This is a genomic window from Clostridium lundense DSM 17049, assembly GCF_000619945.1.
Taxonomy (GTDB): Bacteria; Bacillota; Clostridia; order Clostridiales; family Clostridiaceae; genus Clostridium_AO; species Clostridium_AO lundense.
The window spans coordinates 1-19,397 of sequence record NZ_JHVC01000015.1; the positions used below are offsets into that span (position 1 = coordinate 1).

17 protein-coding genes and 1 riboswitch are annotated in these 19,397 nt (G+C 28.4%); of the genes, 6 read left to right on the top strand and 11 right to left on the bottom strand.

Going from position 1 to position 19,397, the window contains the following annotated elements; all coding sequences use genetic code 11:
- Positions 1–211: 211 nt before the first annotated feature.
- The 8 genes from rpiB to thiT form a co-directional block, all read right to left on the bottom strand.
- Positions 212–664: a ribose 5-phosphate isomerase B gene (gene rpiB, locus T514_RS0115975; protein WP_027625681.1), complete on the bottom strand. Its 453-nt coding sequence runs from the start codon at positions 662–664 to the stop codon at positions 212–214.
- Entirely contained in the window at positions 645–1,586 is a 942-nt protein-coding gene (alsK, locus tag T514_RS24770; protein ID WP_051542081.1) for an allose kinase, read from the bottom strand. Before alsK ends, rpiB begins: the two co-directional genes overlap by 20 nt.
- Before the next feature lie 26 nt (positions 1,587–1,612).
- A complete protein-coding gene (gene alsE / locus T514_RS0115985; protein ID WP_027625682.1) occupies positions 1,613–2,296 on the bottom strand; it encodes a D-allulose 6-phosphate 3-epimerase in 684 nt (227 codons plus the stop codon).
- A gap of 6 nt (positions 2,297–2,302) precedes the next feature.
- Entirely contained in the window at positions 2,303–3,250 is a 948-nt protein-coding gene (alsC, locus tag T514_RS0115990; RefSeq protein ID WP_027625683.1) for a D-allose ABC transporter permease, read from the bottom strand.
- 21 nt (positions 3,251–3,271) lie between these two features.
- Complete coding sequence (locus T514_RS0115995; protein WP_027625684.1) at positions 3,272–4,792, bottom strand: sugar ABC transporter ATP-binding protein; 1,521 nt, start codon at positions 4,790–4,792, stop codon at positions 3,272–3,274.
- Positions 4,793–4,887: 95 nt separating this feature from the next.
- A complete protein-coding gene (alsB, locus tag T514_RS0116000) occupies positions 4,888–5,886 on the bottom strand; it encodes a D-allose transporter substrate-binding protein (protein WP_027625685.1) in 999 nt (332 codons plus the stop codon).
- A 122-nt stretch (positions 5,887–6,008) separates the two neighbouring features.
- The gene (locus tag T514_RS0116005; protein WP_027625686.1) at positions 6,009–7,013 is read right to left on the bottom strand and encodes a LacI family DNA-binding transcriptional regulator; all 1,005 of its coding nucleotides are present in this window, start codon (positions 7,011–7,013) and stop codon (positions 6,009–6,011) included.
- A gap of 296 nt (positions 7,014–7,309) precedes the next feature.
- The gene (gene thiT, locus T514_RS0116010; protein ID WP_051542082.1) at positions 7,310–7,993 is read right to left on the bottom strand and encodes an energy-coupled thiamine transporter ThiT; all 684 of its coding nucleotides are present in this window, start codon (positions 7,991–7,993) and stop codon (positions 7,310–7,312) included.
- Positions 7,994–8,072: 79 nt separating this feature from the next.
- Positions 8,073–8,188: riboswitch (TPP riboswitch) on the bottom strand.
- Between the two features lie 230 nt (positions 8,189–8,418).
- Here thiT and T514_RS27585 point away from each other — a divergent pair.
- Positions 8,419–8,544: a hypothetical protein gene (locus T514_RS27585; protein WP_278246533.1), complete on the top strand. Its 126-nt coding sequence runs from the start codon at positions 8,419–8,421 to the stop codon at positions 8,542–8,544.
- A 154-nt stretch (positions 8,545–8,698) separates the two neighbouring features.
- Here the strand turns inward: T514_RS27585 and T514_RS0116020 are convergent, their stop codons facing one another.
- Positions 8,699–8,962, bottom strand: a complete 264-nt coding sequence (locus T514_RS0116020) for a hypothetical protein (RefSeq protein ID WP_027625688.1) — start codon at positions 8,960–8,962, stop codon at positions 8,699–8,701.
- A gap of 154 nt (positions 8,963–9,116) precedes the next feature.
- On the opposite strand from T514_RS0116020, the gene T514_RS0116025 reads away from it, so the two are divergent.
- Complete coding sequence (locus T514_RS0116025) at positions 9,117–10,649, top strand: thiol-activated cytolysin family protein (RefSeq protein WP_156939969.1); 1,533 nt, start codon at positions 9,117–9,119, stop codon at positions 10,647–10,649.
- A gap of 239 nt (positions 10,650–10,888) precedes the next feature.
- Positions 10,889–12,661 carry a tetratricopeptide repeat-containing diguanylate cyclase gene (locus tag T514_RS0116030; protein ID WP_027625690.1) on the top strand — a complete coding sequence of 591 codons (1,773 nt, stop codon included), beginning with the start codon at positions 10,889–10,891 and terminating at the stop codon, positions 12,659–12,661.
- 55 nt (positions 12,662–12,716) lie between these two features.
- Here T514_RS0116030 and T514_RS0116035 read toward each other — a convergent pair whose 3' ends face one another.
- Positions 12,717–13,457 carry a protein kinase family protein gene (locus tag T514_RS0116035; protein ID WP_027625691.1) on the bottom strand — a complete coding sequence of 247 codons (741 nt, stop codon included), beginning with the start codon at positions 13,455–13,457 and terminating at the stop codon, positions 12,717–12,719.
- Positions 13,458–13,461: 4 nt separating this feature from the next.
- A complete protein-coding gene (locus tag T514_RS0116040) occupies positions 13,462–13,827 on the bottom strand; it encodes a zinc ribbon domain-containing protein (protein ID WP_027625692.1) in 366 nt (121 codons plus the stop codon).
- Between the two features lie 323 nt (positions 13,828–14,150).
- Here T514_RS0116040 and T514_RS0116045 point away from each other — a divergent pair, with 323 nt between their 5' ends.
- The 3 genes from T514_RS0116045 to T514_RS0116055 all read left to right on the top strand — a co-directional run bounded on the left by T514_RS0116045 (position 14,151) and on the right by T514_RS0116055 (position 19,390).
- Positions 14,151–17,111, top strand: coding sequence for a glycosyl hydrolase family 28-related protein (locus T514_RS0116045; protein WP_027625693.1), 2,961 nt, complete (start codon positions 14,151–14,153; stop codon positions 17,109–17,111).
- A 174-nt stretch (positions 17,112–17,285) separates the two neighbouring features.
- Positions 17,286–17,981 (top strand): response regulator transcription factor, encoded by a 696-nt coding sequence (locus T514_RS0116050; protein ID WP_034869417.1) that lies wholly within the window; start codon positions 17,286–17,288, stop codon positions 17,979–17,981.
- Between the two features lie 188 nt (positions 17,982–18,169).
- Positions 18,170–19,390: a HAMP domain-containing sensor histidine kinase gene (locus tag T514_RS0116055; RefSeq protein WP_027625695.1), complete on the top strand. Its 1,221-nt coding sequence runs from the start codon at positions 18,170–18,172 to the stop codon at positions 19,388–19,390.
- Positions 19,391–19,397 lie beyond the last annotated feature (7 nt).

The following is a 19,397-nucleotide window of genomic DNA, read 5'->3' on the forward strand; positions in this document are numbered from 1 at the left end:
CTAGGGTGTTCTTGACATGCAATTCATTGTTAATTATATTGTAATTAAGGCATGGAGTTTTACCATGACCTCCATGCCTATAAAATAATTATCATAGAAAGCTATTTACAGAAAAACTTTCACACTCTCTTACTCTTTGATATTTACTTTTAAAAAACGACTTCAGCCTTTTAGACAGAAGTCGTTTTTTAAATTTAGAAGTTAATTATTTTTAAAAATTTATATTTCTATTTTCTATTTCATGTATCATGTCTATTCTTCTTTGATGTCTTTCACCTTGGAAAGTTGCACCTAGCCATGTATCTAATATCATTTTAGCTAAATCTACACCTACAACTCTTGAACCCATAGCTAATATATTTGTATTATTATGTTCCTTGGACAACTTTGCAGTATAGCAGTCACTACATACTACCGCTCTAACTCCTCTTACCTTATTAGCAGCTAAAGATATACCAACCCCAGTACCACAAAGTAAAATTCCTTTTTCGCATTCTCCACTAGCAACAGCTTTTCCAACTAACTCACCATATATTGGATAATCAGTTCTCTCTTCACTGAAACATCCATAGTCTTTATATTCTAATCCTTTTTCTTCTAAATATTTTTCTATTTCTTTTTTTAAAGCAAATGCTGCATGATCACTACCTATAGCTATCACTATTAAAACTTCCTTCCTGATTTTGATTTAATTCTTCCATAGCCTTAAAAGCTGCTCCCAATACTCCTGATTCCTGAGTTTGAGAAGAATATATAAATTTTAAACCTTCTGCTGGAAAAGGCTTTCTTGAGTGTTTATATACACACTCTTCTAAAAATGGTTTTGGGAACCCCTTCATATTTACTACCCCACCGCCAATTATAATATTGTCTGGATCAAATATATTGATTTCTGTAGCAATAGGAATAGAAATTTTTTCTATAAACTCTTTTAGGACTTCACTATCCTTATGTCTCACAAATAATTCACTTATATTTGTATCTTTAAAGTTATCTTCTTTTATTCTTCTTAGTGTCTTTCCAGATGCATATAATTCTATACATCCCTTGTTTCCACATCCACAAATATCATTACAATTTAATACTGGAATATGGCCTAACTCTCCAGCAACACCATTTTTCCCACTTAAAAACTCACCATTTATGCATATGGAATTACCAAATCCGGTCCCTATATAAAAACCTAAAGTTACTCCTTCTTTACTAATACCTTTGTCTATCATGTCCCACTTTAACAAACAATTTACATCCTTGTTTAAAAATATAGGTACTTTAATTTCATTATATAAATAATCTACTACATTTACATTATTGAAGCCTGGTAAATTAGGGGTCGAATAAACTTTTTTCTTATCCTTACTAATAGTTGATGGTAATCCAATACTTATAGCTTTTAATTCTCCTGATAAATTTTTCTTAATGTATTCTAATAAATATTCTTTAAGACTAATTAGAGAATTGCCTGTTTTATTTAATATGGAACTACTTTGAATTATATAACTACACAAGTTTCCTTCCTCACTCACTAATCCAATTCTAAAATTAGTCCCTCCAATATCCACTCCAACTACAAAATTATTCTGCATATCAATCACCTTATTCCAATTTTTTCCTACTCTTTATAAGAAAGTGAATAGTTAAAATCAGACATCATCATTTCCCAAGCTTTTTCTAAATCTTCATCTTTATTAAATAACCCTGATGAACCTACTACAAATACTTCTGCTCCTGCTTCTTTTAACTGTGCAAATGTTTTTTCATTACATGAGCCATCAATTTCTATTATATATTTATATCCTTCTTTTTCTTTAATTTCTTTTAGCTCTCTTATCTTATCTAACATTTCTGGTATAAAAGCTTGTCCTGCAAATCCTGGATCTACAGTCATAACTGTTATCTTATCAAGTCTATTTATATAATGTTTTATTTCATCTATAGGAGTAGCAGGATTCAAAACAACTCCTACCTTCATCCCTAGTGATTTTATTTTGTTAGTAATTCTAAAAACATCTTTATTTATAGTTTCAACATGTAGTGATACATAGTCTGTTCCAGCCTTTTTCAATTCATCTAGAAAATCATTTGGATTTTCTACCATTAAATGTGCATCTATTGGAATCGTTGCCAAAGGCCTTATTTGTTGTATAAAAAATGGGGATAAAGTTATGTTTTTTACATAATGCCCATCCATTATATCTACATGATAAAAATCTGCTTTTTTATTTAATATTTTTATTTGTTCTTCTAATTTTAATATATTCATACACATTAGAGAAGGCGCAAAACCATATTTCATCTAATATCATCCCTTCTTTTTACTAAATAATTTATCTAAAGATACAGCACCAATTATTAATGCTCCCATTACAATTTGTTGATAATAAGTTGCAACATTTAATATGTTTAATCCATTGTTTATAACTCCTATGATTAATCCTCCCATTACAACTCCAAATATCTTTCCTTTTCCTCCAAAGAAGCTTGTTCCACCTATTATTGCTGAAGCTATAGCAAAGGTTTCAAAACCTACACCTGCTAGTGGCTCTGCTGCTCCTAGTCTAGCTGTCATTACTACTCCTGCAATTCCTGAACAAACACCTGAAATTATAAATACTATTAAAGTATGCAATTTAATATTTATTCCAGAAAACCATGCGGATTGACTATTTCCTCCTAACGCATATATATTTCTTCCTAACTTTGTCTTAGTTGTTATAAAAGTCAATATAAGTGCTACTAGTAAGGCTATAATTACTGGAATAGGTATTTTCCAGCACCATCCTGCCAATCCGCTAGTAAAAGATTTGGGGAAACCAAATACTGGTCTGGCATTTGAAATAATTAAAGTGATACCTCTGTATATAGCTTGGGTACCCAATGTAATTATAAATGGATGAAGTCCTGTTCCATTTACTAAAGAACCATTAATTGCTCCAAGTAATGCTCCACAAAGAATTCCTCCAACTAAAACAGCTATTATTACCGGAGTACCACTTATCATCATTTTTGCTGTTATCATTCCTGTCAATGCTATAATAGAACCTACAGATAGGTCTATTCCAGCTATCAATATTGCAAAGAATTCTCCGCAAGCAATTAGTATAGTTATTGAACTTTGCAATGCTACTTGAACAAGATTATTAGGCGTTAAAAAATAATCTGGTGATAATGTGCCTAATAAAGCTGTAATTAAAACAAATATTCCTAATGTCCCATATTTCTGCCACATACTACTAAAATCTTTTTTCATATATACTACTCCTTTTTACATCTAATTTTCAGAAGTAGCAGCTAGAAGAATTTTTTCTTCTGTTGCTTCCTCACTAGTAAAAATAGTTTTTATTCTTCCATCTTTAAATACCGCTATTCGGTCACATACTGAAAGTAGCTCTGGTAATTCTGATGATACCATAAGAACTCCTTTTCCATTTTCAGCTAGCTTTCGCATTATTGAATATATTTCACTTTTAGCTCCAACATCTATTCCTTTAGTTGGCTCATCAAATATTATTAAATTTGACTCTGCTGCTAACCATTTACCTATAATTACCTTTTGTTGATTTCCTCCAGACAATTCAGCAATGTTTTGTTCTATAGAGGAGCACTTTATATTTAAATATTCTTTTTGTTCTAATGAATATTTTTTTTCTTTTTCTATACTTGTTAATCCCCAAGTTCCCTTTGCTTTAGATGTTTTTAAAAAAGGAACTATGGATATATTTTCTTTTATACTAAAATTTTTAAAAAATCCCGTTTCTCTTCTATTTTCAGTTATTAGACCTATGCCAGCCTTAATAGCATCATAAGGCTCTTTAATATCTAATTTCTTACCAAACAAGTACATCTCCCCAGAAGATACAGCTTCTGCTCTAAAAATAGCATTCATAAGCTCACTTCTGCCTGCTCCAATTAGTCCTGCAAATCCTAGAATTTCTCCTTTATACAATTTAAAACTTACATCTTTTACTCTATTATCTCTTCTAGTTAAATTATTAACTTCAAAGATAACTTCATTAGTTCCTTGATAACTTTTATCATTATTTAAATATTTTGATTTTAACTCACGACCAACCATCATTGTAACCAACTCTTCTTCTGTTACATTTTTTGCATCTCTTGTTCCAACATAATTACCATCTTTTAAAATAGTAACCTTATCTCCTATTTCTACAATTTCCTTTAACTTATGAGAAATATATACGATACCTACTTTCTCTTTTTTTAATGCCTCAATTATTTTAAATAAATTATTTGTTTCTTCAATAGTAAGAGAAGATGTAGGCTCATCCATAATTAATACTTTTGCATTCTGTGCTAATGCTTTTGCAATTTCAACTTGTTGTTTTTCAGAAATACTTAGTTCTTCCACTGGAGTAGCAGGATCTCTATTTAGTCCAACTCTTTTTAGAAGTTCTTCTGTTTTTTCTCTTATATATTTATAATCTACTACTGATACACCAAACACCTTTTTTTCTGGTAATTTACCAACAAAAATATTTTCTTCTATTGATAAATCATCTATTACGCTTAATTCCTGATAAATAATGCTTATTCCATTTTCCTTTGAATCCTTTGGAGTAAGGCTTGAATACTCTTTATCACCTAAAACAATAGTTCCTTCAGTTGGCTCATATACTCCACTTAATATTTTCATCAAAGTAGATTTTCCTGCTCCATTTTCCCCTAAAAGCACATGAACTTCTCCAGGTGCTAGCTGAAAATTCATGTTATTTAAAGCAGTTACTCCTGAAAACTTTTTTGTTATATTTTTCATTTCAACTAAAAGATCCATATACTATCCTCTTCCTATTTATCCGGACGCCCGGTTATTTATTTGGGGATAGGCCTTGATAATACATCAAGACCTATCCTTATTTATTATTTATATTATTTAGCTATTAAATTTGAATCTACAGATAAAACTGTTGGTTCCTTATCTGGTGACATTTCTGGTTTATCTTTTATAGCTTTTAATAATTCATTTAAGCTTGCAACACCTATTTGAGCTGGATCCTGAGCTACAGTTGCTCCTAATTTTCCATCCTTTACAGACTGAATTGCTTCTGGAGCACCATCAGTACCAACTACAACTATTTTGTCTTTTTTGCCCGCATTTTCAACAGCTTGTACTACACCAAGTGCCATTGTATCATTTGCACAATAAAATGCTTTTATATTAGGATATCTTTGCAACATATTTGTAGCTACATCTAAAGCCTTTGATCTATCCCAATCTGCTGGCTGGCTAGCTACTAATTTTATACCTTTTGTTGATTCAAAAGCTTTTTTAGCTCCTGCTTTTCTAGCTTCTCCAGAAGCATTTCCTGCTTTTCCTTCAATTATAGCTACGTCTCCTCCAGCAGCTCCTAATTTATCAGTTATAAATTTTGCTCCTTTTTCTCCAACCTTTACATTGTCAGTAGTTATAAATGATACTACACTACCACCTGCACTCTTAAGTTCTTTCATATCAACTTTTTCATCAATATTAACTACATATATTCCTTTTTTGTTTGCCTGTGCTATGGCAGGAATTAAGTTAACAGGTGAAAGAGGTGCTACACCTATAGCTTTATAATTCTTGTTTGTCAAGTTTTCAAGCAATTTAAGTTGTTCCTGAACATCTTCTTCTGAAGCTGCAGCAAAAACATCTACCTTAATATTTTTAGCCTTTGCTTCTCTTTCAATTCCTTCCTTCATTGATACCCAGAAAGGATTAGATAAAGTTTTAAGAATTATAGCTACTTCTGTTCCTGATTTTTCCTCCTGTTTAGTTTCTTTGCTAGCCTTTCCTTCTGTAGGGCTTGTCTTGCCACACCCTACTAATAGTGAGCCTGTAACCACTACACTAAGAGCAAGTGCTACAAGTTTTGAAATTTTTTTCATGATTTCCCCTCCTAAAATATTTATGTAATAATTCATCAGAAAGATAAATTATCTTCATAATATTATGACATCTGAAAACTTGAGTAATCGATTACCCAAAACTTATGAGTCTACCTTTTAATTTAGGTAGTTTCTCTTAATATCAGCTTTACTGGTAGAACTAAATTCATTTCTTCTTTAGTCCCATGCTCAATAATATTAAGCAAAGCTCTTGCCGCAGTCCTCCCTAATTCATTCCTATCTTGCTCTATTGTGGAAATTGACGGATGACTATATTTAGATATGGATATATTATCAAATCCTATAACTTTAACTTTTTCAGGAATACTGATGTTACTTTCTTTTAAAGCAGCTATAGCTCCCATAGCTAACCAATCAGTACAGGCAAATATCCCATCAAATCTTACTTTCTTTTCTATCAAATCTTTTACTACATTTCTAGCCGAATCAAAGTTAACCTTAACATCTGCTATAAGTTCTTCTCTAAGCTGTATATTGTGTTTTTTAAGTGCATCTTTATATCCTAAATAACGCATATTTACAGTAGATAATCCTCTATAGTCTTTTAGTATTAATATATCTCTGCACCCTTTTTCTATAAGTGTTTCTGTTGCTATAACTCCTCCTTTATAATTATCAGAAGTTATATGTACAACATCATCACCAATATCAGGCTTTCTATCTATACACACTATGGGTGTATTAGAAAAATCACTTTCTTTTGATATCTTATCTCTTTTACCAGATATATATATTAATCCATCTACTCCCTTTGAAGCTAAATCTGTAAAATATGCACTTTCTTTCATATCATCTTCATTAGTATTGCATACAAATACAGAATACCCTTTAGGGAAACAGTAACTTTCAATTGCTAAAACTAATCCAGCAAAAAATTCATTTGTTATATCGGGAACTATCACTCCTATAATATTTGATTTACTTGTTCTCAAACTTTTTGCTACCATATTAGTTTGATAGTTAAATTTATTAATTATATCCATTACTTTTTTTCTAGTTTCCTCTGAAAATCTCCCATTGTTATTTATAACTCTAGACACGGTGGCAACTGATACTCCACTTAATCTAGCAATTTCCTTAATTGATATACTTTTTTTGGATCTCATCATTAACCCCCGAGAAAACGATTACGTAATTTATCTATAATTTTACAGCCAATATTTTCTATTGTCAATAGATTTTGAGAAAAACTTTCGAATATTTGTAGAAAATATCAAAATAATGATAATTACCAAAAATTTTACTTATATGTAACCACCAATACTTTTATAACTTAAATCTGTTCACATTCCTGATTTTTACTGTATAAATTTCTTCTGCTTTTCATAACAGGTACTATGTACTTAAATAAGCTTCAAATGGAGTAGATACTTTTATAATTAACTCCATCTGAAGCTTAAAGTTACTTTGTAATATTAACTTGTCTTTCTCTACTATTTACCAATGAATATAATCTTTCTATTGGTAATAAAGCTATAATTATTAAACATATAATTCCATCTGGACCTACTATACTTGTATTTACACTTAATGAATACATTAATGGGGATGTACCTTTTGGTGCATATGAACCAAAAAATATAACTCCAGATATTACATGACATATATATCTCATAAATATTGCTATACCACATCCTAGTAATTTATTGTTTCTAAAATATCCTGCAATACCTAATACTAAAAAAGGTAGTGGATAATCAAATAAAACCTGTGTAGGATGTACTATAAATGGATCCATAATTAGAGTAATTATTCCATATAATCCACCAGTTAAAAATCCTATTTCAGGACCATAAAAAAGTGACATTAGAAGAATAGGAACCATACTTCCTATAGTTATACTTCCTCCCTGTGGAAAATGATATACTCTGCATATCTTAAGTACAGTAGCTAAAGCTAGCATTACACCTATTTGGGACATAATTCTAATATTTAGTCGCACCTTTTTTATTTTAATTAGCGCAAGCAGAATTAAAATTAACCCTGCTATAGTTAATATAGATATAGGTTTAGAAAGAATCTCTTGTATATTCTTTCCAAGATTAATAGATTTAAAGTTGTTAATAATGTCTGTTAAAGTTTGCATAACAATAACCTCCTCATCTTGATTAAGGAAGCTAGTATTGATCAAAAAAATAATCATATTCCTGATTTGAATATGATTTAATAACCAATAGAAGCTTTCCTACGCTGGCATTATCCAGATCAGGTACAAGGGTTATAAACAATAATTTAATATTATTATTTAACTCTCAGCCTAACGGCACCCCTAGCATATATTTAATTAATAATATGTCTCCAAATGAATTTTATACCAAAAACTACAATTGTTCAAGTATGAAATCAAAATAAGTATATCTTTTATTAAACTTCAGCTATCATATTTTAGGTCATTTGTATATAGGTAATATAATGAATATTATTCCTATACAACCTTATATATCCTGTATAATTTTTCGAAAATATAAATTATAATTAATATTATAACATTTTTGGAGGTGCTTTTTTTACATGAGTATTAAACAAGAAGAATTACTAGAAAAAATTTTAAGAGAACTTCAAGATATTAAAGTTATACTTCAAGAAAATTCCCAAAACATTAATCTTCTAACGGAAAAAGAGGACAGCCTAGACTAATTCTATGAATTATTTGGTAGATATTTCTCTTAAATAATCCATCTCCTAAATCAGATACATATGAAATTGCTAATTTTAGCAATATCCTATTGCCTAAAAAAGGAAAGAATTTTCACAAAGATAAAATTCTTTCCCTTTTATTATTACTAAACTACTAATAATATTCTACTATTAGATAATCTTCGGAAAAATTTCCTACGGATAGATCAAAATATTTATGATTTACATGTCGTTCAAAATTATAATTACTACCTACACATCCAATCATATCATGGCCTATGGCTAGGACATTTTCTTTTGAAACACTCACTCTTAAACTATTGTATCTTCTATATGTACTACCTTTTATGTTTATTTTGCCATTATTCCACTCCTCATTTTGATAATGTAATTGTTTCCAATTATACCGTAAAAACACTACATGATAGTACACTTTTCAAACTTATTGCCAATATTTTTCCCAAAGTCCCAATACTTGGTATGTTTGTTTTATATGCAGGTTTTTGTTATAATTTACATAATACTAAATTCACAAATTTAGTTGGTATCATACATAAAAAGGAGGGCAAAATATGATAAAAATTGTAAAACACTTTAAAAGAGCAAAATCAATGCTATGCTTGTTGGTTAGTTTATGTGTTATTTCTCATCCCTTTATTAGCTTTGCTAAAGCACCTACTGCCAATTCAGCTAGTGTAATAAGCACCCCTAAGGATATTGATTTAGGTATATCAAACCTAAACTATAATAAAGATGAGATTTTATCTGTAAATGGTGATAACATAGAAAGTTTTGTTCCAAAAGAAGGTTTAAAATCAAATGAAAAATTTGTAGTGATTGAGCGTAAGAAAAAATCCCTTACAACATCACCAGTAGATATCTCAATTATTGATTCTGTAACTGATCGTACATTTCCAGGGGCATTGCAACTTGCAAATGATGATTTCGTAGAAAATAGGCCTAATGTATTAATGTGCAAAAGAAAGCCTTTAAATATTAGTATAGATTTACCAGGTATGAAAAAAGAGAATACAATAACAGTACAAAATCCTACATATGGTAATGTATCTGGAGCAATAGATGAATTAGTATCTACTTGGAATGAAAAATATTCATCAACACATACTTTACCTGCAAGAACACAGTATTCCGAATCCATGGTTTATAGCAAATCTCAAATAGCAAGTGCTCTTAATGTTAATTGTAAAGTTCTTGATAATTCACTTGGAATTGACTTTAATGCTGTATCAAATGGAGATAAGAAAATGATGATAGCAGCATATAAGCAAATATTCTATACTGTAAGTTCAGAGCTACCTAACAATCCATCAGATCTTTTTGATGATAGTGTTACTTTTAAAGAATTAACTCGTAAAGGAATAAGTAATGAAGCTCCACCTGTTATGGTATCAAATGTGGCTTATGGTAGAACAATTTATGTAAAATTGGAAACGTCATCTAAGAGCAAAGATGTACAAGCCGCATTTAAAGCACTACTTAATAATAACAATGCAGAAACTAATGCACAGTATAAAGATATCTTTGAAGAAAGTTCATTTACTGCTGTAGTATTAGGCGGAGATTCAAAAGAACATAATAAGATTATCACAAAAGATTTTGATGAAATACGAAATGTAATTAAGGGAAATGCAGAATTTAGTGTTAAAAATCCAGCATATCCAATTTCATATACAAGTGTTTTCTTAAAAGATAACTCAATTGCTGCTGTTCATAACAAAACAGATTATATTGAAACTACATCTACAGAATATTCTAAAGGTAAAATACTTATTGACCATAGTGGTGCATATGTTGCTCAATTTGAAGTATCCTGGGATGAATTTTCATATGATGAAAACGGAAAAGAAGTACTAACCCATAAAACTTGGGAAGGAAACTATCAAGACAAAACAGCCCATTACTCTACAGCAATACCACTTCCACCTAATTCAAAAAATATAAGAATTTTAGCAAGAGAATGTACATGCCTTGCTTGGGAATGGTGGAGACCAATTATTAATGAATATAATGTTCCATTAGCAAATGAAATAAAAGTTTCAATTGGAGGAACTACATTATATCCAAGCGCTAATATTAGCTATTAGTAGACAACAAGCTTCCAGTTATGGCTATAATATAACGTGCCTTAACTGGAAGTTTCTATTTTTTCCATATTCTATTCTTTTTTCATTATATAATTCTCCTTGTATCCTTTAAAACAAAATTATAGAACATTATATATAAATTTGTTAAAATAGATTTAGTTCATATCTTAAAATTATTTAGGAAAATTTTTATGAAACTATGATGTATTATTTTAAAAATACGTTAAGGGTGAACCAGTATGAAGAAAAATTTAAAATTTACTACCATAATACTAATTTTTTTAGTACCTACTATAATAATTCTTGTAACTATACTAATTAATGATATAAATAGTAAGAACAATTATAAAGTTCATTATGATAGACTAGATTATTTATACTCCAAGATTAATGTAAAAACAATAGATTTTAAACATGAAATCTTGAACAGTATAAATGAAACAAGGGATAGTTTAATGTTAGGAGAATATTATGATGCGCTAACTAGATATTATATATTAAATAATAATTTACAAAAATCAAAAATATATTCAGATAAAACAATGAATGAATATAGCAAAATTAAAAATGCAGATAACTATATCTTAAATGCTTTTAAAAATGCCAGTATTTTAGATATATGGGATCCTAATAGTAATAGGTCGTTAGCTTATTATAATAGGATGTTAAATATCGCAAAAAAGAAAGATATTATATCAAATAGTAATTTTACAAAGGAAGATATACAGGGTTTAACTTACTCTATGCTTAGCATATTTTATTGCAAAAGTAATAATTTTAATAAAGTCAATGAATATTTAAACCTCTTAAACAACCTAAACAATAAAAATATTCAGGATAAGGAGATAGGTTATATAATAAATTTTGCCAAAGGCATATACAATATATGTTATGGTGATATAAAAAAAGCTGAAAAGGATTTATTACTGTTAAGTAATCAACTTGATAATGAACCTATGAATTTAATGTATATTAAATCAACTGCATATTTAAATACATCAATAGTTCAAATACTTAATGGCGATTTCAAAAATGCTTTAATAGGTATTGATAAAACTGTTAAGTTAAATAAAAATATTAAAAATAATATACTGATTGAGTGTCATATTGCTTATGGATTTTATTATGATAGACAAAACATTTTTGAAAAAGCTAAAGCAAATTATGAACAAGCTCTAAATATATCAGAAGAAACAGCTAATAATATAGGGGCTATAAGGAGCGTCGGATCTTTAATAGCATTATCTCAAAAGAGTAATAAGTCTATAGATAATGAAATACATTATAAAAAATTTTGGGATTTATCAAATGTTAGAGAAAATAGTATTCAAAGTTATATAAATAATATGATAGATTTAAATAATAAGCTTAGTAATGAACGTCTTTCAATTGTAGAAAATGAAAGAACCTTGGAAACAGAAAAGCATAAAATTTTAAATTTAGCCTTAATCATATCAATAGTTGCTTTAATACTTTTAAGTTTAAGTGTACATAGATTATGTTGTGAAGTAAAGGTTAGAAAAGAAAGTGAGTTAAAACTAAAAAAAATTATAAATGAGGATTATTTAACTAAAGCTTCCACTAGAAGCTATGCCTATAATAAACTAAAACATATGGTAGAAGCTAAAGATTCAATATATCTTGCTATGGTTGATTTAGATAATTTTAAAAAAATAAATGATAATTTTGGGCATGACATAGGTGACAAGGTATTAGTAAATTTTGTTCAAATTTGTAATTGTTTTATAACTAATAAAGACTTTGTAGCAAGATTTGGAGGAGAAGAATTTCTAATACTATTAAAGGATAAAACTAAAGAAAATGCTATAGAAATTATAGAGAACATATCCCAATCTTTAGAAAATAAAGATTGGGATATAGATGGCCTAAGGGTTACCGTAAGTATAGGTTTAGTTTATAATAAATATGAAAATGTAGATATGCTCATAAAAAAAGCTGATGAGTTACTTTATATAGCAAAAAAAGCAGGTAAAAATAAAGTCCAGATGTAATAAACTTTTAGTGTGAAAGTCTATTACATTGCTAACAATCTCTAGCATACTGGAACTATGATTTTAAAAAACAATTATAATTTTTGAAAACCCTTATAAAATCTACTTCAATGTCATGTATATCTTCGTACATTAATTTGATACCAAGAAGCTTTTTTAAAAACACTTTTTGTTCAAATGTCAGTAATAATTCCTCATACCATGGCATTTTTTTATGTTTCCCTTTTATTTCGAATGATGAATACAGTAAGTATAATAAAAAATCTCCTAAATAAGAAAAATCCAGATTATAAGGATATTGATTATTATCTACCCATCTTGCTAGACCAAAATCAATAAGATATACTTCTCCATTGTCCACCAAAACATTAGGTATTCTGATATCCCTGTGAACAACACCATTTTCATGGAGATACATTATAATTCTAATTAATTTAATTCCTATGTTAAAAAATTCTTTCCGATTAAATTTATGTTTATATTTAAAAAGTATATCTTCTACAGTACTGCCATTCTTAAATTCCAAAACAAATCCATAAAAGCCCTTTTCATTTATTACGCCTAAAAACTCAGGAATTCTTTTATCCTTTAACTGCGATAATATAATCGCCTCATATGCATTCTTCTCTGAGTTTTTTTTAAAAAGACTCCTTTTGAATTTCTTTATAGCAACCATTTGCCCCAGGTCTGACTTTGCAAGAAAGCATAATCCATATTTGCCTTCACCAATAGGTTTTTCAATAGTATATCTACCAAACTGTTTACCAACATATTTTATTTTTTTGTATAACCACATAATCTTACTTACTTATTCTGTTGCCACACTTAAGACAGAACTTAGCATTAGGAGGTAATTTTTCACCACAGTTCATACAAAACAATACATCACTAACCTTTTCACCACATTGTAAACAAAATTTTGAGCCTGCTGGAATCTTAGAGTTACACCTTCTACAAATTATAGTATTTTGATTCATTACAGGCTGATTATACATAGGTTCATTATTATATTGATTTCCATAATTATTATAATGACCATGAGAGCAACTTCTTGAAGTAATAATATCAAACAATTTACCCAAAAAACCTTTTTTTTGATAATGCCTACTTCCATAATGCCCATTTCTATAATGTTTTCCATTTGATGATCTTGATGAAAAGCTCATATTTATACCTCTTTCTTTTTATAGTTTAAATTAATATACCCATTAAAAATTAGTTTTAATCTTTGCTTTAATGTGTAAATTCAAATAAATATGCATTTTATTTACTTTATTATACCAAGCAAAATATATTAATTACAACTAAATTATTATTTTATATCTTTTAAGATCTTACGTATTAATTGACATTATATTTTCATAGTATTTGCCACAATTTTGCCTAACTTTTACGGAGATTTTCACTTACTTAATAAATTATACTGAACATATAATTTATTAGTTTAATAGATAACTAATTACCATTGAATTAAGGGAGGCGTTTTTAAATGAAAAAAGTATTATCTAAAATATTATTTGCATTAATTATTATTAATATGTTTTCAGTACCAAATAATGCTTTTGCTGCAACAATGAGGTATTATGATAATGTCAAAGTAAATGATTTCCCCGAAAGATTAAAACAGAACTTATCTGTCCATCCATGGCAAGATGGATTTCTTGATATTACAAAATCACCATACAATGCTAAAGGAGATGGAAAAACAGATAACTCTGATGCTATTCAAAAAGCTATTGATGATGCGTATGCCAGTAATCTTATTGTATATTTTCCACAAGGAACTTATTTAATATCAAAACAATTAGTATTAAATCAATACCCAGCATATTGGTTTCAAAAAGAACAAGGTATAAAATTCGACAGCCAAAGAAAATTTGGAAACATACTTGTTGGTTCAACTCAAAATGAACAGAGACCTAAAATTGTTTTAAAAGATAACAGTAATGTTTCTAATAATATATTATTACTATACAGATACTATAACCCCAATGCTAAAGAACAAGATGTCAACGACAGAGCAAAACATTATATAGCAACCCTTAGAGGAATAGACATAGATATGGGAAGCAACCCCAAAGTTAGTGCTGTTTCAATGGATGGTGCACAATACTGTACTATTCAAGATGTTAATGTAACTGGGAAATCTTTTTATGCAGGGATACGAAAAATCCCTGGGGCAGTGGGCAGCGTAATAAATGTTAAGGTTACTGGAGGAGATATCGGTATCTTAAGTGATTCATATGTTCCTGAGGCTCTTGTATCAGGAGTTATTCTTGAAGATCAAAAGGAATACGGAGTAAAAATACTTGATAGTAGAAATTCCCCTGTAAACTTAGTTGGATTTAAAATTATAAGTCCAGATTTGCCAAGTGAAAATTATCGTGCAATTTATGTAGATGAACGAGGTGTTACTGAAAAAGTAGGTGGAAAACAAAGTCGTGCACATGTAACTTTGACCGATGGTACCATAGAAGTAAAGGGCGACAACGGAAAAGCCATAGAAAGTTATAATCAGTATGTAGTAATGAAAAATGTTTATGTAAAATCTAATACTATTATAGATGCAGGTATTAAAAATCCACCTATTGAAAAATTACAAGGAGATAAAAACAATTGGAAAAAGATAAATAATTATGCCTTTGTACCTAAGGAGAACAATGGATCTATACATGTTGATGGAAAAGAATTAGGAAACTCTAATTCTGATGTTCAATACTATGATCCTATATTAAATGAAAATCCTGCTGAAGATTTTATAAAAAAACATATTTGGCCTGTAAAAATGCCATCATATGATGATACAAACAAAGTAAATATTGTTACTGACTATGGTGCAACACCGTACAACAATGATGATGATGACTCTGTGCCCATACAAAAAGCAATTGATGATACTACAACAATAGGCAATCCTAACTTTGGAAAAGAAGTGTTTATACCTAGAGGTCATTTTCAAACAAAAAATATCATTACACTAAAAAAAGGGACAAAAATATTCGGAGCAGGAAAAAATATTTCTGTAATTCATGAGAGTCCATCCTTTAAAATGTCTAGAAACACTTTTATTGTTGATACTGTTGATGACAAAGAAGCTAATATTGTTATGTCCGATTTTGCAATATTAAGACAGGAAGCTTCAAAATCAAAAGGACTTGAAAATAACAAATATTTATTAATGCTCAGAATAAGAGGAAATAATACTGTATTTAGAGATGTTCAATTAGCTGGAGTTGAAGAAAAGCAAGATAATTATTATTTAAATCCTGAAGTGATTTTTACAGGTAATGCAGGAGGAAAAATTTACAATTTAGCAGTTAATACCAATGTAAGAGCTGAATTAGGCGGAAACATACATGGAGATTACAGACGTGTACTTATTGATGGAATAAAAAATCCTCTAAGCATATACCAATGTGGTGTTAATAATTCTGAAAAAGCTTATATGATGGAAATAAGGAATTCCAATAATATATCAATATACGCAATAAAATTTGAGGAACAAAATCAACTATTAAAAATAAAAGATTCTTCAAATATTTCTGTGACGGGAGGATATGGATATTTTACAATTGTTGATAATGTTGATTCTATAATAACAATTGAAAATTCCAAACAAATTTATTTGGCAGGTATCGGAAGAAGTTCCATGAAAAAATATGATGAACGAAAAGATAAGAATTGGATTATAAATGGAAAAGATTCTATAAAAGATGATTTTGATATAATACTTTACAAATCTTCTGAAATATATCCTACACAAACAAGTAAAGAACTACTCCAAAATAATAACTTTGAAAAAGGATTAAATAATTGGAAATCAAATAGAAGTTCTCAAATAAAAGAAGAAACTGCACACGTACATGAAGGATTAAAATCTATTAAAGTTACTAATAGAAAAACCGCAGATGATGGTATAATGCAGGATATAACATCTATTTTACAAAAAGAAGGTCCTGGAAGTTATAATGTAAGTGCATGGATTATGAATGATTTTCAAAAATTATTAAATGTAAATTCAAATAAAGAAAAAGATACAGAAGACAAAAATCAGACTAAAAAAGCTAATAAAAACAAAGATTTAGAAAGTAATAAGATAAAAAATAACGAAATTAATTCTTCAAAGATATATATTAGAATTGAATTAAAACACGATGGTACTACTGAATACTTTACATTAGAGGACAAAGCCTTTAATTATTGGAACAGAACCAGTGGCATTGTGAATTTATCTTGGAAAAATCTTGACTCGGCTAAAATATATATAGAAAACTCCAGTTCAAAAACAGATTACTTTGTAGATGAAATGAGTTTTTCAAAAAATGCTAATATTAGCAGCAATTCTTCTAATAACTATAATAATATAAAACCATACAAACCACTTTATTATATAGGCTCTATTGGTATAGTTGGTCTAGCTATAGGTTTATTTAAAGAATTTAGGCCATAATTTTATTATGTACAAATAAGCATGAAATAATTACATTAGTGGAAACCAATGTAATTATTTTTTATTTTATAATATAAAAAATAACTTAAAAATTAAGGATTTTCATTACTGCATTTAAAAATTATGATATAATAATTCAAAATAATTATATGAAAAAGTAAAGGCAGTGATATGATGGAACCAAAACTTATATATATTGGTGATGATGAAAAAAAAATACAAGATATTATTAAAATGTTTCTAAAAAAGGAAGGTTATGATGTAGAAACTTTCTCTAACGGAAGCACCCTACTAGATGCCTTCAAAAAAAGAGCTGCTGATATGCTTATTATAGATATAATGATGCCTAAACTTGATGGACTAGCTTTGTGTTCAGAAATTAGAAAAGAAAGTAATGTTCCAATTATTATAATCTCAGCTAAGGATAGTGAATCTGATAAAATAGCAGGATTATTGCTTGGTAGTGATGACTATATGACAAAGCCCTTTAGTCCTGTTGAACTTGTATTAAGGGTAAAAAGTATATTTAGACGTATGCAATTTGAGAATATTAAACATAGCACCTTAGATATCATAAATATGGCAGATATTACTATTTATACAGAAGGTAGATATGCTACTTGCAATAATCAAGATTTAAAATTAACACTTATGGAATTCAATGTTCTTTTATACCTTACAAAAAATGCAAATAAAGGTGTAAGCAGAGAAGAACTTCTCAATAGAGTATGGGGTTTTAAAAATTATGTGGATACTAGGGCTACAGATGATGTAATAAAAAGAATTAGAAAAAAATTATTAAATCTAGGTTCCTCTTTAAAAATAGAAACTTTGTGGGGTTTCGGATTTATCATATCAGATAAAAATTAAATAGAAAGGATTTAGTTATGAAAATTTCTAAAACAACCATAAGGAATAAAATATTTTTTTCACATCTAAGTATAATAATAATTTTCCTTATTTTAACTTTTGCCTCATTTAATTTATGTCTTAATTCTTATATAAATAAGCAAAATAAAAGGTCACTTATAACAGCTGGTCAACTCATTAAAAACTCAATGATTAAGTACTCAAACCACCTAAATGTCAATCAAATAAATGAAGACTTAGATCAAATACAATCTTTTTTAGATATTAAATATCTAGTAATAGGTCCTGAACAGCAACTTATATATCCAGAAGAAAAAATAAATGAAGAATATAATTCTATAAAAAACGCCTTAATTTCATCAATAAGTGAAAAACAATGGTTTAAATCAGAAAAAATTAAAAGCTCTGATTTTTATTTTAATGCTTTAGGTAAAAAATATCAGGCCAGAGTATTTCCATTGAAACTATCCAATAGTGTTAATTATTTGATAATATATTGTGATTTAATTAAAACTAGTAAATTTATTGAAACTGTAAATATATTGCTTTTAATAATACTTATTATAACAGCAGTTATTGCTATATTAATATCAAATAATGTATCTAAAAAAATATCCTCTCCTATTTCACAATTAATTAATTATGCAAAAAAAATTGGTAACAGACAATATGATGCTGAATTTATACAATGTGATAGTAAAGATGAAGTAGGCGAACTATCTCACACAATGCATTTAATGGTACAAAAGCTAGTTACCTATGATAATACAGTGAAATCTTTTATACAAAATGCATCCCATGAATTACGTACTCCTCTAATGTCTATACAAGGATATGCTGAAGGCATAAAGTATGGTGTTGTTGACTCAGAAGCTATAGCAATTGATATTATAATTGAAGAAACTAATCGGTTGTCTAAACTAGTTGAAGACTTATTATATTTATCAAAGATAGAGTCTATAAAAGAACATCTCAACTTTGAGGAATTAGATATACAATATGTTATACAAAATAGTATAGAAAAAGTTAGTGGGATTGCCTTAAAAAATAAAAAAGCAATCAATTTTTTACCTATTAAAAATAGTATAGTTATCAAAGGGGATCAAGAAAAGCTAACTAGAGCAATAATAAATATACTTGGAAATTGTCTTAGATATTGCAAAAAAAATATAGATATCATATTAAAAAATGAAGATTCAAAAATAATTATAATAATAGAAGATGATGGTTGTGGTTTTGATGAAGAAAGCATATGTAATATATTTGATAGATTTTATAAAGGTAAAAATGGAAATTTTGGTCTTGGTTTAACCATATCTAAAAGTATTATTGAAAAGCATGGCGGAAATATAGTTGCACAAAATATTACTAATGGTGGTGCACAATTTAAAATAAGTTTTGTGTTATAGTAGTAGG

Excerpts from the sequence above, each read along its gene's own strand:
- T514_RS0116005 (WP_027625686.1), bottom strand. The coding sequence starts at position 7,013 with ATGAGATCCAAAAAAAGTATATCAATTAAGGAAATTGCTAGATTAAGT.
- T514_RS0116035 (WP_027625691.1), bottom strand. The coding sequence starts at position 13,457 with ATGTGGTTATACAAAAAAATAAAATATGTTGGTAAACAGTTTGGTAGA.
- T514_RS0116030 (WP_027625690.1), top strand. The coding sequence starts at position 10,889 with ATGAAGAAAAATTTAAAATTTACTACCATAATACTAATTTTTTTAGTA.
- T514_RS0116025 (WP_156939969.1), top strand. The coding sequence starts at position 9,117 with ATGATAAAAATTGTAAAACACTTTAAAAGAGCAAAATCAATGCTATGC.
- thiT (WP_051542082.1), bottom strand. The coding sequence starts at position 7,993 with ATGCAAACTTTAACAGACATTATTAACAACTTTAAATCTATTAATCTT.
- alsE (WP_027625682.1), bottom strand. The coding sequence starts at position 2,296 with ATGAAATATGGTTTTGCGCCTTCTCTAATGTGTATGAATATATTAAAA.
- T514_RS0115995 (WP_027625684.1), bottom strand. The coding sequence starts at position 4,792 with ATGGATCTTTTAGTTGAAATGAAAAATATAACAAAAAAGTTTTCAGGA.
- alsC (WP_027625683.1), bottom strand. The coding sequence starts at position 3,250 with ATGAAAAAAGATTTTAGTAGTATGTGGCAGAAATATGGGACATTAGGA.
- T514_RS0116040 (WP_027625692.1), bottom strand. The coding sequence starts at position 13,827 with ATGAGCTTTTCATCAAGATCATCAAATGGAAAACATTATAGAAATGGG.
- alsK (WP_051542081.1), bottom strand. The coding sequence starts at position 1,586 with ATGCAGAATAATTTTGTAGTTGGAGTGGATATTGGAGGGACTAATTTT.
- alsB (WP_027625685.1), bottom strand. The coding sequence starts at position 5,886 with ATGAAAAAAATTTCAAAACTTGTAGCACTTGCTCTTAGTGTAGTGGTT.
- T514_RS0116050 (WP_034869417.1), top strand. The coding sequence starts at position 17,286 with ATGGAACCAAAACTTATATATATTGGTGATGATGAAAAAAAAATACAA.
- T514_RS0116045 (WP_027625693.1), top strand. The coding sequence starts at position 14,151 with ATGAAAAAAGTATTATCTAAAATATTATTTGCATTAATTATTATTAAT.
- T514_RS27585 (WP_278246533.1), top strand. The coding sequence starts at position 8,419 with ATGAGTATTAAACAAGAAGAATTACTAGAAAAAATTTTAAGAGAACTT.
- T514_RS0116055 (WP_027625695.1), top strand. The coding sequence starts at position 18,170 with ATGATTAAGTACTCAAACCACCTAAATGTCAATCAAATAAATGAAGAC.